The organism is Bacillus sp. GbtcB14 (genome assembly GCF_019091205.1).
GTDB classification, from domain to species: domain Bacteria; phylum Bacillota; class Bacilli; order Bacillales; family Bacillaceae_G; genus Bacillus_A; species Bacillus_A cereus_AG.
The window spans coordinates 34156-48230 of the sequence record NZ_JAGXJT010000010.1; the positions used below are offsets into that span (position 1 = coordinate 34156).

Below are 14075 nucleotides of genomic sequence, written 5' to 3' on the forward strand. Positions count from 1 at the left end.
TTGTATGTATAAGAGTGTTCATGTTAAGCGGAATATATTATTATTAAAAAGATGGATTAGAAATGGAAATGTGGAATCCATCTCAAATATCGTTTTAGAATGTGGAGGAATATATGCAACACCGTAAAAGACTATCTATACCAGGAGTAATGGGACATTCCTTTCAAACAGTTCGATTTGCTTTTTGGAATGTATTAACCTTTCAACTTGCTTATAAATTATTAGCAGCGATTGTATTTGTCCCGCTATTCGGGATCATTTTTAATAAGTTATTGTATTTTGGTGGTTATGCAAATGCGACGAATGATGAATTATTAGCGTTTTTAAAGACACCATACGGCATTTTGGCAATCGTAATTTTATCATTGTTAGCACTGTTTCTTATCTTTACGGAATTTGCGGTGCTTATTATCATTTCGTACTTCGCTCATAAAAGACAAAAGGTGAAATTACGTCCGATTTTATATAAAACCGTAACGTACTTACCTACTCTTTTCACATATTGCTTACCGGGATTTATTTTATATGCTGTCGTATTGTTACCTCTTTTAAGTATGGGATATGAAACGGCATTAATTCCGCAAATTCAAATTCCTAACTTCATTACAGGAGAATTGGCAAAGACAACGATGGGACAAGTTGGTTATTACACGTTCTTTGCTGTAGTTGCGTATTTGAACCTTCGCTGGATTTTTGTTTTACCTATTGTCGTTTTAGAACAAAAACCGTTTCGCACAGCAGCACGCAAAAGTGCAGCTTTAGTAAAAGAAAGCTTTTTTAAAGTACTATTCTTTTTAGTAGGATTTTTCATTTCAATAGGGCTTGTTTATATTGTGTTTTTTGGAATATATTTATTGTGCCTATGGGGTGTGTATGAATTTACAAACCCGGAAGGAACATTTGCATTATTAGCCGAATCGACGATTTCTGTATTCCTAACAAGTACATTGTATTTATTTAGCTTCATTGTGACACCATTTTATATTATGGCTATAACAAGATTGTACTTACAAAAGGTTCCGGTTGAAGATGTGTTATTAGAGGAAGGATTAGATTATTCGAAAACGAAAGCAGATAAATGTTTCTTCCAAAAACATCGTTGGAAATTTATTAGTGTATATATTGTAGGGATTATTACGGCCGGAATGGTCGTTGCCTTCATTGTAACGTTTATTTCAAATTCGTATAAAGAACCGATTATTATGGCGCACCGCGGATATATATCAAAAGGGGTAGAAAATACGAAAGAAGCTGTGCAAGGTGCTATTGATGCAAAAGCAGACTACGCTGAAATAGATGTATTACAAACGAAAGACGGTGAACTGGCGGTTATACATGATTTGAAGTTAAAACGTCTTGCAAATGCCAATGTGCATGTGTCAGATTTAACGATGGATGAATTAAGACAGCTTACTCTTAGTCAAGATGGATTTTCAGGACAAATAAGTACACTTGATGAAATCATTAAACTTGCAAAGGGGAAAATCAAACTCAATATTGAAGTGAAGCTTCATGGGGGCGAAAAAGACTTTGTAAACAAAGTATTAAAAACGATTAAAGATAATGAATTTGAGAAGCAATGTGTAATTCAAACGTTACACTATCCACTTATTAAAGAGTTTAAGCGTGCAAATTCAGATATAAAAGTAGGATATATACTGTATGCAAGTAGAGCCAACTTAAAGAATGTGAAAGCTGATTTTTATGTAGCGGAAGAATATATGTTAAATAAGAAGTTAGTAAAAGAAGCAAGGAAGTTAAACAAGCCAATTTACGTATGGACGGTAAATGATATGGAAAGTTTAAAGGGATATTATAAATTAAACGTAGATGGTATCATTACCGATTATCCTGAAGATGCACGTGAAACGATTAAGATGTTAAAAGAGCAAGAAGAGGAAGAAAGTGATCTGTTTGATAAAATTACTGAAACGACAGATGATTTATTTTCCAAGTTATTTATAAGTTATCCAGCTGCTAGCTAAATGCTAGCAGCTGTTTTTTTATGAAAAGAATATATCCCTAAAGTATTGTGTAAATTAATAACTGTATATGTATACGGCATCATTTGTTTTTTTTACATTGTTACATTATTGTCGAATAATAAATGAATGGTACTTATTTTGGGGGAGTATAATAAAAATAGAGTGATAGATTATGGGATGAAACGAGAATCCTGATAGAATCAATGTTTTATATATTTACACTATTCTAAATATATAAACTTTAAAAAAATGATATGTTAGCGTTTTCATAACTTTTAAGTTATGCTAGAATAAGGACATAAGTTATTAATTATTACAAAAAGAAAAAAGACTTTCTTTTTTCTGTTAATTATAAGGGGGCATTTCATTATGCGTATTGGGGTACCAGCAGAAATTAAAAACAACGAAAACCGTGTGGCAATGACACCAGCAGGTGTTGTACATTTAATTCGTAACAATCACGAAGTATTCATTCAAAAGGGTGCAGGTTTAGGATCTGGTTTCACAGATGCTCAGTATGTTGAAGCGGGAGCAAAAATCGTTGATACAGCTGAAGAAGCTTGGAACATGGAAATGGTTATGAAAGTTAAGGAACCAATTGAAAGCGAATACAAACACTTCAGCGAAGGTTTGATCTTATTCACATACTTACACTTAGCTCCAGAACCAGAATTAACAAAAGCGTTAATTGAGAAGAAAGTTGTTGCGATTGCATACGAAACAGTACAATTAGAAAACCGTTCTCTACCATTACTTGCACCTATGAGTGAAGTAGCTGGTCGTATGGCTGCACAAATTGGTGCACAATTCCTTGAGAAAAACAAAGGCGGTAAAGGTATCTTACTTGCAGGTGTTCCAGGGGTTAAACGTGGTAAAGTAACAATCATCGGTGGTGGACAAGCTGGTACAAATGCTGCTAAAATTGCAGTTGGACTAGGTGCGGATGTAACAATCATCGACTTAAGTGCAGAACGTCTTCGTCAATTAGATGACATTTTCGGAAACCAAGTAAAAACTTTAATGTCTAATCCTTACAATATTGCAGAAGCTGTAAAAGAGTCTGACCTTGTAATCGGTGCAGTATTAATCCCAGGTGCAAAGGCGCCAAAACTTGTAACAGAAGAAATGATTCAATCAATGGAACCAGGTTCTGTTGTTGTAGATATCGCGATTGACCAAGGTGGTATTTTCGAAACAACTGACCGTATTACAACTCATGATAACCCAACTTACGAAAAACACGGCGTTGTTCATTATGCAGTTGCAAACATGCCAGGTGCGGTTCCACGTACATCAACTCTTGCATTAACAAACGTAACAGTACCATATGCAGTACAAATTGCTAACAAAGGCTACAAAGAAGCTTGCCTAGGCAACTCTGCATTACTAAAAGGTATTAACACATTAGACGGCTATGTAACATTCGAAGCAGTTGCAGAAGCTCACGGTGTAGAGTACAAAGGTGCTAAAGAATTATTAGAAGCAGAAACAGTATCTTGCTAATAGAAGCATTATACAAAACAAAATCGAACAATATATAAACCAACATGATAAGAGCTAAGAGTGAAGATCTCTTAGCTCTTCTTGGCAAAAGGGGGCATACATCGTGGCCAACCTATTTAAAAAGAAATCCGTTACGCAATTGTTAGGGGAAAGTAAAAGTAAAACTTTAACGAAAACGCTAGGGGCATTCGACCTAACAATGCTAGGGATTGGTGCGATAATCGGTACAGGAGTTCTAGTATTAACAGGATTAGTAGCAGCAAGAGATGCTGGTCCAGCAGTTATTTTTTCATTCATGATTGCAGCAATTGTTTGTGGATTTGCAGCGTTATGTTATGCAGAGGTTGCATCTACACTTCCTGTTTCAGGTAGTGTGTACACATATTCATATGCAACAATTGGTGAGTTTGTTGCCCATTTAATGGGATGGACATTGTTATCCGTATATGTCGTAACAACTGCCGCAGTAGCTGGCGGATGGACGGGTTATTTCAATAACTTAGTGAGTGGATTAGGACTTGAAATTCCTAAAGCCTTGTTAACGATTCCATCGCAAGGTGGTATGGTGAACTTACCCGCAATTATCGTTACGTTGGTGATAACTTGGTTATTATCACGAGGTACAAAAGAAAGTAAGCGTGTGAATAACATAATGGTATTAATTAAAATTGGTATTGTTGTTTTATTCATTGCAGTTGGTGTATTCTACGTGAAACCAGAAAACTGGATACCATTTGCACCGTATGGCATAAGTGGAGTTTTCGCCGGAGGAGCAGCAGTATTCTTCGCTTTCTTAGGATTTGATGCATTAGCAACTTCTGCTGAAGAAGTAAAAAATCCGCAGCGGGATCTACCGATTGGTATTATTGCTTCATTAGTCATTTGTACAATCATTTATGTTGTCGTTTGTCTAGTTATGACAGGAATGGTTTCTTACAAGGAATTAGATGTACCGGAAGCAATGGCTTATGTACTAGAAGTTGTAGGACAAGATAAAGTGGCTGGTGTAATTGCTATTGGAGCTGTAATTGGTATTATGGCTGTAATTTTCGCATACATCTACGCTACGACACGTGTATTCTTCGCTATGAGCCGTGACGGTTTGTTGCCAAAATCTTTTGCGAAAATTAACAAGAAGACAGAAGCACCAACATTTTCAGTTTGGTTAACAGGAATTGGTAGTGCTTTAATTGCCGGATTTATCGATTTAAAAGAATTGTCGAATTTAGCGAATATTGGAGCGTTATTAACATTTGCGATGGTTGGTGTAACTGTCATCATTCTTCGTAAAACGCATCCGAAATTACAACGTGGATTTATGGTACCACTTGTACCGATCTTACCGATTATTTCAGTTGCATGCTGTCTATTCTTAATGGTAAATTTACCGTTAAAAACATGGATATACTTCGGTGTTTGGTTAGCAATCGGAGTAGTTGTATACTTTGTTTATTCGAAAAAACATAGTCATTTAAAAGAAGATGGAAGTTCGCAGGATAATTTAGAACAAGCTAATTAAAAGCTTAATTAAAAGGGATATAAGTATAGTAAGCCTTGTGCGTCTAGGGAACGCGCAAGGCTTTTTCTTTTGTGCAAAATGTACATCCTTTCTTGTATGAGAATGTAATGGATGCGGAAAATATGTGTAAGCCTTATTAAAATGTGAACAAAATGTTCGGAAAAATGTATGAGATTTCATTGACACATATGAATAGACGCTCATATAATAAGAGTATAAGATATATGAACGATTGTTCATATGTTCAAATAAAGAGGTGAGCTATAATGGCTGGAAATAAAGTAGAAGCACCACAAGAAACATGTTCTCAAACGATAATTCATGAAGAAGTTGTTGATCAAGTAAAACAAACTATTCCAACTGATGAAAGTTTAAGTAAAGTAGCAGAATTATTTAAAGTATTAGGTGACCGTACGCGTACAAGAATATTACATGCGTTATTTGAAGCTGAAATGTGTGTTTGTGATTTAGCGTATTTATTGGGAATGACACAATCATCTATTTCACACCAGCTTCGTGTGTTAAAGCAAGCAAAACTTGTAAAGAATCGTAAAGAAGGAAAGGTCGTTTACTATTCGTTAGCTGACCAGCACGTAATTCATATCTTCGAGCAAGCGTTTGAACACGTAAACGAGGAAGAATAAAAAAAGAACGCGAGGAGGGAGAACGATGGCTGAAGCATTAGTGAAAAAGAAACTGATGTTAGAAGGTTTAGATTGTGCGAACTGTGCAATGAAAATTGAAAAAGGTGTTGGGAATATAGAAGGAGTAAATTCTTGCTCTGTAAATTTCGCGACAAAAACAATGGTTTTAGAAACAGCACAAAATAAAGAAAGCGAAGTTGTTACAGAAGCGAAACAACTCGTTACAAAATTAGAACCGCACATTAAAGTGCAAGAAGAAAAAAACACAAAAGTGGCAAAAGAAGTGTTTATATTAGAAGGTTTAGATTGTGCAAACTGTGCGATGAAGATTGAAAATAAAGTGAAAGAAATGCCGACTATTTCAGCAGCAACTGTTGATTTCGTATCAAAGAAATTACGAGTTGAAGTAGCGAATAAAAGAGAATTAGAAGCGACTGTAGCGAATATAACAAATGTCGTTCAAAAGTTAGAACCAGATGTGAAAGTCGTTCGTGAAGAAAAGGGTGGTCATGACCACGAACATAGTCACGACCATGGTGAAGCAAATGTGAAAAAGATGGTAGGACGATTAGTGATCGGCGGAATTTTGACAGCAATTGCTGCATTAGCAGGCTTACCACAAATGATAACAATTCCGTTATTCGTCCTTGCGTATTTATTAATAGGTGGAGATATTGTCTGGAGAGCGGTAAGAAACATAACTCGTGGTCAAGTGTTTGACGAAAACTTCTTAATGGCAATTGCAACACTAGGAGCTTTTGCAATTCAACAATATTCAGAAGCTGTTGCAGTAATGCTGTTTTATCAAGTAGGAGAACTATTCCAAAGTATTGCGGTAAATCGTTCTCGAAAATCAATTACTTCATTAATGGATATTCGTCCTGATTATGCGAATGTAAAAGTTGGAAATGAAACGAAACAAGTATCACCAGAAGATGTGCAAATTGGTGATTATATTATCGTTAAACCAGGTGAGAAAGTACCGTTAGACGGAAAGGTAATTGAAGGAACATCAATGGTAGATACTTCAGCATTAACGGGTGAATCTGTACCACGTGAAGTTGAAGTTGGAAATGATGTATTAAGTGGCTTTGTGAATCAAAATGGTGTATTAACAATTGAAGTTACAAAAGAATTCGGTGAATCAACTGTATCAAAAATTTTAGATTTAGTTCAAAACGCAAGTAGTAAAAAAGCACCAACAGAAAACTTTATTACGAAATTTGCGCGTTACTACACTCCAGTTGTAGTTATTACAGCGGCGATTATGGCGTTTATTCCACCACTTATTTTAGAAGGAGCTACATTTGCTGATTGGATTTATAGAGCGTTAGTGTTCTTAGTAATCTCTTGTCCATGTGCGTTAGTTGTATCTATTCCCCTTGGATTCTTTGGAGGTATCGGTGGTGCATCTAAAAGTGGTGTGTTAGTAAAAGGTAGTAACTATTTAGAAGCTTTAAATGATGTGAAATATATTGTTTTTGACAAAACAGGAACATTAACAAAAGGTGTTTTCAAAGTTACAAAAATGGAACCGAGCGAAGGTACTACAAGTGAAGAGTTATTAGAATATGCGGCATTTGCTGAAGTGTATTCTAATCATCCGATTGCCCAATCTATTCGAAAGGCATATGGAAAATTAATTGATGAAAAAATAATCGATGATTATAACGAAATTTCTGGTCACGGTACAGTCGTAAAAGTAAAAGGAAAAGAAATTTTTGCAGGTAATGCAAAATTAATGAGAAAAGAAAATGTTGAATTTAAACAACCAGAAACAGTAGGTACATTAGTTCACGTTGCTGTAGATGGAAAATATGCAGGTTATATCGTTATCTCCGATGAGGTAAAAGAGGATTCGAAACAAGCGATTCAAAAGTTAAAAGAACTAGGTATTAAAAAGACAGTAATGTTAACTGGTGATGCAAAATCAGTTGGTGAAGCTGTCGGTAAAGAATTAGGATTAGATGAAGTTCATGCGGAATTACTACCGCAACAAAAAGTAGAAGAGATTGAAAAAATTGATGCAACGAAGCACGGAAAAGAAAAAATTGCCTTCGTTGGTGACGGTATTAACGATACACCAGTATTAGCCCGTGCAGACGTTGGTATTGCGATGGGTGGTTTAGGGTCAGATGCAGCAATTGAAGCGGCAGATATCGTTATTATGACTGATGAGCCTTCAAAAATTGCGACAGCTGTAAAAATTGCAAAACGCACAAGAAGTATAGTGTGGCAAAATATCATCTTTGCTTTAGGTGTAAAAGGGATCGTTTTATTACTTGGTGCCTTTGGTATTGCAACAATGTGGGAAGCTGTTTTCTCAGACGTTGGTGTGACACTACTTGCAGTGTTAAATGCAATGCGTGTATTACGAGTGAAAGATTTATAAAAAAGAGGACGCAACCTGCGTCCTCTTTTTTATTGGTGATTTTGTTGAAATTGACTCAATAAAATAATACCAAATATTATTTTACTTTTAAATAGTTTAATATTAAAATTTACAAATAAAATACATTTGTCTTATTATTTTAATATATTTTTGACAAATATCCATATAGTATTGAAAAAACAGAGAAGGGGAAACTTCTCTGTTTACTTTTGTATGTTTTTTTCAACTTGTTCTCGAACAGTTTGAATGTAACTCATTTTATGATCCCAACATTCTTGACTTAAATCGACAGGGTACTCTTCGGGATTTAAAGTTCGCATATACTCTTCCCAAAATAGCGCGAGACTCTGTTCATTATATTTTTGAATATCTAATATGCCCGGTAGTTCATATTTTCTTTCACCTTTAACGAAAATGTCTTTATGCAGTTCGCGTGCTTCAAAGTTTGTTACAAATTTACTTATATACGTGTGAACAGGATGAAACATTTTTAAGCGTTCTTCTTTTCCTGGTTCTTCAGAATCTAATGCAATGTAATCGCCTTCTGCATGATCATTAACTCGATTGATAATGCGATAAATTCGTTTCAGTCCTGGAGTCGTAATTTTTTCAGGGTTAGATGAAATTTTTATTGTATCATTTAATTTTCCATCAGTATCTTCAATCGCAACTAGTTTATACACAGCCCCTAACGCTGGTTGTTCAAAGGACGTAATCAATTTTGTTCCAACGCCCCATACATCAATTTTTGCTCCTTGAGATTTCAAATGCATAATTGTGTATTCATCTAAATCGCTAGAAGCAATAATTTTTGTATGTGTAAACCCAGCTTCATCTAGTAGTTTTCTTGCCTTTTTAGATAAATAAGCCATATCACCACTATCAAGGCGAATACCGTAAAAATCGATACGATCTCCAAACTCTTTCGCGACGCGAATTGCATTTGGAACACCTGATTTTAAAGTATCGTATGTATCAACGAGAAAGACGCATTTTTTATGAGTTTCAGCGTATTTCTTAAACGCGACATATTCATCTCGATACGCTTGAACGAAAGAGTGAGCGTGTGTGCCGGCTACAGGTATCCCGAAGCGCTTCCCGGCCCGTACGTTACTCGTAGATGAGAAACCACCAATAAAGGCAGCGCGTGTGCCCCAAAGAGCAGCATCAAACTCGTGAGCACGTCTTGTGCCAAACTCTAAAAGTTCATCATTATTTGCAGCGTGCTTCATACGAGCAGCTTTTGTTGCAATTAATGTTTGGTAATTCACAATGTTTAACAGGGCAGTTTCAATAATTTGTGCTTCGCCGAGCGGTGCATCAACACGTAATAAAGGCTCGTTATTAAATACAACTTCACCTTCTTGCATACTTCGAACGGTCCCAGTGAATTTCATATTTTGTAAATACTGAAGGAATTCTTCTTCAAATTGTAATTCTGCTAAATAAGCGATATCGCTTTCGGTAAAGCTGAAGTTTTCTATGTACTCTACAATCTTTTCAAGGCCAGCAAAAACAGCATAACCGTTCTCGAATGGAAGCTTTCGAAAGTATAAATCAAACACCGAGCGGCGATTATGAATACCATCTTTCCAATATGTATAAGCCATATTAATTTGATATAAATCTGTATGTAAGGCATAGCTATCGTCTTTATAATAAGTCATCGCGAAAACACCTCCATAATTTGGTTATAGTATACCAATTTTTCATCGCTCGTAGCAAAAAACGGATTTGGAAGTAGAGTCAAGAGGGAAAAAAATGAAATAATGCATATTTTTTAGAAAATTAACATTTATCAATTTATATTTCTCAAGATTTTATGTATTATTAGAGTAATGGGGGTAATGAGAATGGAGGAGGACAATGCAACAAACATTAGAAAAAATAGGCAAACAAGTCTTTTATAAACGGCTACAGCAAAAAATGACACAAGAAGAATTATGTCAGGGCATTTGTTCTGTCTCATACTTAAGTAAAATCGAAAATGGAAAGATCGAAGCATCAGAAGAGATTCTACAATTGCTCTGCACAAGGTTAGAAATTGCCGTGACGGATTTGAGAGATGTAGAAGAAGATGTGAAGGGGAAGCTGGATGAATGGTTGAATGCGCTAATTCGTTTGGAGAAGGCACAGGTTGAACGTATCTATAATGAATTGCAAGAAGATATGCAACATGTTTTAGATTTTGAAATTATAAATTATTATAAACTACTTAATATACGTTATTTACTGATGAAAAGGGACTTGCTGACGATTGCAGAAGAGTTGGAGAAACTTAAGAAGGCATATAAGAAATTCTCGCCTTTTCAGAAATTGTTGTATACGTATAGTAGAGGGTTATTATGCTGTTTACAATATAAGTGGAAACAAGGATTAACTTATTTATTAGAGACAGAAATTATGGCAAAAGAGCTAGGATATCATGAGACAGGAATTTATTATAATATAGCTCTTACGTATAGTCATTTGGAGATCCAACATCTTACGTTGCATTTTGCTAATATTGCACTAGAAGCGTTTAGAAATGAGTATAAATTTCGCAATGTAATAAACTGTCAAATTCTCATTGCATTAAGTTATGCAGAACAAGGGCAATATGAAGAAGCTTTAGAAATGTATGAGAATATATTAAGGGAATCAGAGGCTTTTGCAGATAAAGACGTTCTAAAGGCTATTACTTTGAGTAATATCGGGAATATATACTATAAAAAGAAAAAATATAATCAGGCGAAAGATTATTATTTAGAGGGTTTACAACTTCAAAAACAAATAGATTTAAATTATATAGACACATTATATGAAATGGCATTAGCGTGCATTAAATTAGCGCAGTTTGAAGAAGCGAGAGAATGGATTGATAAAGGTATTGTCGCTGCTAAACGTGAAGAAAGGTTTAATACAAAATTATATTTATTGCTTATGCTTCGAAAGAAGTATTTTGAAGAGGCACGAGAGTATAAACAATTTTTGGAATTGGAAGCTATTCCGTTTTATAAATCAGCAGGTAATAAAATAGAACTGAAGAAAGTCTATGTGGAGCTTGCAGAATATTTTTCTAAATCACTAAACTTTGAGCAAAGTAATCACTATTATAAGTTAGTTATTGAAATGTTAGAAAATCATAAGGAGGATGAAAAATGAAAAAAGTAGTGGCTGGAATTTTAGCAGTTGCAGTAGTACTTACAATTGTCGGTGGAGTGCAGTATACAAGTAAACCAGATACGTATGGATTAGATTCAAGTGTATCACAAACTGTAAATGTATAATATTGAAAAACCCCTTTCCAATCGGAAAGGGGTTTTTCAATATTTGTTCCTCAAAATTCTACAAAACTTGAGAAAATAATTATTTGAATTTTTAGTATATTAATAGTGAAAACATAATGCTAATATGAAACTACTCTTTTTCAAAAAAAATTTTTATTAGGGGGAAGGTTCATGAAAAAGAAAAGTTTAGCATTAGTGTTAGCGACAGGAATGGCAGTTACAACGTTTGGAGGGACAGGCTCTGCATTTGCGGATTCTAAAAATGTGCTCTCTACGAAGAAGTACAATGAGACGGTGCAGTCACCGGAGTTTATTTCTGGTGATTTAACTGGAGCAACTGGTAAGAAAGCAGAATCTGTTGTGTTTGATTACTTAAATGCAGCAAAAGGTGATTACAAGCTAGGGGAAAAGAGTGCGCAAGATTCTTTCAAAGTGAAACAAGTGAAAAAAGATGCTGTAACTGATTCAACAGTAGTACGTTTGCAACAAGTTTATGAAGGAGTACCTGTATGGGGTTCTACTCAAGTAGCCCATGTGAGTAAAGATGGCTCTTTAAAAGTATTGTCTGGAACAGTTGCGGCTGATTTAGACAAAAAGGACAAGCTGAAAAATAAAAATAAGATTGAAGGCGCAAAGGCAATTGAAATTGCGCAGCAAGATTTAGGTGTAACACCGAAATATGAAGTGGAACCAAAAGCGGACTTATATGTATATCAAAACGGTGAAGATACAACATACGCATATGTTGTGAATTTAAACTTCTTAGATCCGAGTCCAGGAAATTACTACTATTTCATTGAGGCAGAAAGCGGTAAAGTATTAAATAAGTTTAATACAATCGATCACGTGACAAATGATGATAAGTCTCCAGTTAAACAAGATGCTCCTAAGCAGGATGCAAAAGCGGTTATAAAGCCTGTAACAGGAACAAATAAAGTAGGAACTGGTAAAGGCGTATTAGGAGATACGAAGTCGCTTAATACAACATTATCTGGATCATCTTACTACTTACAAGATAATACACGCGGAGCAACGATTTTCACATATGATGCGAAAAACCGTTCAACATTACCAGGAACATTATGGGCAGATGCAGATAATGTTTTCAATGCAGCGTATGATGCAGCGGCAGTAGACGCTCATTACTATGCAGGTAGAACATATGATTATTATAAAGATACATTTAATAGAAACTCTATTAATGATGCAGGAGCACCATTAAAATCAACTGTGCATTATGGAAGTAAGTATAATAATGCGTTCTGGAACGGCTCACAAATGGTATATGGTGATGGTGATGGTGTAACATTTACTTCATTATCTGGTGGTATTGATGTAATTGGTCACGAATTAACGCATGCGGTTACGGAAAATAGCTCGAATTTAATTTATCAAAATGAATCAGGAGCATTAAATGAAGCGATTTCTGATATCTTTGGTACGTTAGTAGAGTTCTATGATAACCGTAATCCAGATTGGGAGATTGGTGAAGATATTTACACGCCTGGTAAACCAGGAGATGCGCTTCGCTCTATGAGTGATCCAACGAAATATGGTGATCCAGACCATTATTCTAAGCGTTACACTGGTTCAAGTGATAACGGTGGTGTTCATACAAATAGCGGTATCATTAATAAACAAGCTTATTTATTAGCGAATGGTGGCACGCATTTTGGTGTAACTGTAACTGGTATTGGAAAAGATAAATTAGGAGCAATTTATTACCGTGCAAACACACAATATTTCACGCAATCTACTACATTTAGCCAAGCTCGTGCTGGTGCAGTGCAAGCTGCAGCTGATTTATATGGTGCGACTTCTGCGGAAGTAGCAGCAGTTAAGCAATCATTTAGTGCTGTTGGTATAAACTAAGGCTTTAAGAGATAGCTATTAATAAAATACCTCAAAAATAAAGAAGGAGCCTATGCTCCTTCTTTATTTTTTTCTCCATTTTTTCCACAAATAAAACAATCCAATAGCACCCGCGATGGTTATAATCCACTTCGCTTCATTTGTTCCGTTCATAACTTGGTATGCCGAATATACTTCAATCAATAAGGCCGGTATTTTACCTATTGTGCTGGCAATACTGAAGGAGAGTAATGACATTTTCCCTAGAGCGGCAAATAAAGTCACGATACTGGACGGAATGAAAGGAATGAGACGAAACGATAGGACGAGTAGAAAGGCCTCTTTGCCTTGTACGTAAAGTAGGCGTTCTACCTTTGGATACTTATTTACTTTGTTGTGAGTGAATTTCTGAAGGCCTATACGATAAATATAAAACGAGATAATAGCCCCTAATGCTTCACCTGCGATCGAAATAATGGTTCCGTTTGTTACACCAAAGAGCTGTATGTTAATAGCGGTCAAAAAAATACTAGGGATAACACCTAAAAGACTAATGACGATGTTGATTAAGATACTAAGTGGAATTGCGATTGAATAATAGTCTGTTAAGAAGTTTTGAATTGTTTCAGCCATTGTTTAAAATCCTTTATCTTTTTTTGCATTACACCATATTTCTATTGTGTAGGCAAGTACAAATTTACATAATGTAGAAAATGTTGATAAAACACCTTTTATATACCTTATATAGGTATTAGGTATATAAAAATAGGGGTATTTTTTAGTTGTTTGAAAAAACCCAATAAAATCCTTATTTTAAAGGGTTTTATTGGGTTTTTAATGGGCGGTTTAACTCGGGAAATAATTATAAAAACATAGGGGTATATTTATGGATGGGGCAAAAATAGTGCTTTG

10 protein-coding genes are annotated in these 14075 nt (G+C 35.2%); 8 read left to right on the forward strand and 2 right to left on the reverse strand.

All coding sequences use genetic code 11. The features are described 5' to 3' along the window. Positions 1-113 precede the first annotated feature (113 nt). The 5 genes from KVT31_RS23555 (at position 114) to KVT31_RS23575 (ending at position 8043) form a co-directional block, all read left to right on the forward strand. The gene (locus KVT31_RS23555; RefSeq protein ID WP_088095097.1) at positions 114-1985 is read left to right on the forward strand and encodes a glycerophosphoryl diester phosphodiesterase membrane domain-containing protein; all 1872 of its coding nucleotides are present in this window, start codon (positions 114-116) and stop codon (positions 1983-1985) included. A gap of 369 nt (positions 1986-2354) precedes the next feature. Next, positions 2355-3488 carry an alanine dehydrogenase gene (gene ald / locus KVT31_RS23560; protein WP_088083212.1) on the forward strand — a complete coding sequence of 378 codons (1134 nt, stop codon included), beginning with the start codon at positions 2355-2357 and terminating at the stop codon, positions 3486-3488. Positions 3489-3591: 103 nt separating this feature from the next. Next, positions 3592-5007, forward strand: coding sequence for an amino acid permease (locus tag KVT31_RS23565; protein WP_088095098.1), 1416 nt, complete (start codon positions 3592-3594; stop codon positions 5005-5007). Between the two features lie 266 nt (positions 5008-5273). Further along, positions 5274-5651: an ArsR/SmtB family transcription factor gene (locus KVT31_RS23570; RefSeq protein ID WP_088095099.1), complete on the forward strand. Its 378-nt coding sequence runs from the start codon at positions 5274-5276 to the stop codon at positions 5649-5651. Positions 5652-5676: 25 nt separating this feature from the next. Then, positions 5677-8043 carry a heavy metal translocating P-type ATPase gene (locus KVT31_RS23575; protein ID WP_088095100.1) on the forward strand — a complete coding sequence of 789 codons (2367 nt, stop codon included), beginning with the start codon at positions 5677-5679 and terminating at the stop codon, positions 8041-8043. Between the two features lie 203 nt (positions 8044-8246). On the opposite strand, the gene KVT31_RS23580 is transcribed toward KVT31_RS23575, so the two are convergent. After that, positions 8247-9710, reverse strand: a complete 1464-nt coding sequence (locus tag KVT31_RS23580) for a nicotinate phosphoribosyltransferase (protein WP_088095101.1) — start codon at positions 9708-9710, stop codon at positions 8247-8249. Between the two features lie 199 nt (positions 9711-9909). On the opposite strand from KVT31_RS23580, the gene KVT31_RS23585 reads away from it, so the two are divergent. The 3 genes from KVT31_RS23585 (at position 9910) to KVT31_RS23595 (ending at position 13184) form a co-directional block, all read left to right on the forward strand. After that, a complete protein-coding gene (locus KVT31_RS23585; protein ID WP_088095102.1) occupies positions 9910-11187 on the forward strand; it encodes a tetratricopeptide repeat protein in 1278 nt (425 codons plus the stop codon). Continuing rightward, a complete protein-coding gene (locus KVT31_RS23590; RefSeq protein WP_088095103.1) occupies positions 11184-11312 on the forward strand; it encodes an NprX family peptide pheromone in 129 nt (42 codons plus the stop codon). The genes KVT31_RS23585 and KVT31_RS23590 overlap by 4 nt, the downstream gene beginning before the upstream one ends. 171 nt (positions 11313-11483) lie before the next feature. Continuing rightward, complete coding sequence (locus tag KVT31_RS23595; RefSeq protein ID WP_088095104.1) at positions 11484-13184, forward strand: M4 family metallopeptidase; 1701 nt, start codon at positions 11484-11486, stop codon at positions 13182-13184. 63 nt (positions 13185-13247) lie between these two features. Here KVT31_RS23595 and KVT31_RS23600 read toward each other — a convergent pair whose 3' ends face one another. Beyond that, complete coding sequence (locus KVT31_RS23600) at positions 13248-13796, reverse strand: TVP38/TMEM64 family protein (protein ID WP_088095105.1); 549 nt, start codon at positions 13794-13796, stop codon at positions 13248-13250. Between the last annotated feature and the right edge of the window lie 279 nt (positions 13797-14075).

Coding starts and splice junctions, on each gene's coding strand:
- KVT31_RS23555 (WP_088095097.1), top strand. CDS start 114: ATGCAACACCGTAAAAGACTATCTATACCAGGAGTAATGGGACATTCC.
- ald (WP_088083212.1), top strand. CDS start 2,355: ATGCGTATTGGGGTACCAGCAGAAATTAAAAACAACGAAAACCGTGTG.
- KVT31_RS23570 (WP_088095099.1), top strand. CDS start 5,274: ATGGCTGGAAATAAAGTAGAAGCACCACAAGAAACATGTTCTCAAACG.
- KVT31_RS23575 (WP_088095100.1), top strand. CDS start 5,677: ATGGCTGAAGCATTAGTGAAAAAGAAACTGATGTTAGAAGGTTTAGAT.
- KVT31_RS23580 (WP_088095101.1), bottom strand. CDS start 9,710: ATGACTTATTATAAAGACGATAGCTATGCCTTACATACAGATTTATAT.
- KVT31_RS23585 (WP_088095102.1), top strand. CDS start 9,910: ATGCAACAAACATTAGAAAAAATAGGCAAACAAGTCTTTTATAAACGG.
- KVT31_RS23590 (WP_088095103.1), top strand. CDS start 11,184: ATGAAAAAAGTAGTGGCTGGAATTTTAGCAGTTGCAGTAGTACTTACA.
- KVT31_RS23595 (WP_088095104.1), top strand. CDS start 11,484: ATGAAAAAGAAAAGTTTAGCATTAGTGTTAGCGACAGGAATGGCAGTT.
- KVT31_RS23600 (WP_088095105.1), bottom strand. CDS start 13,796: ATGGCTGAAACAATTCAAAACTTCTTAACAGACTATTATTCAATCGCA.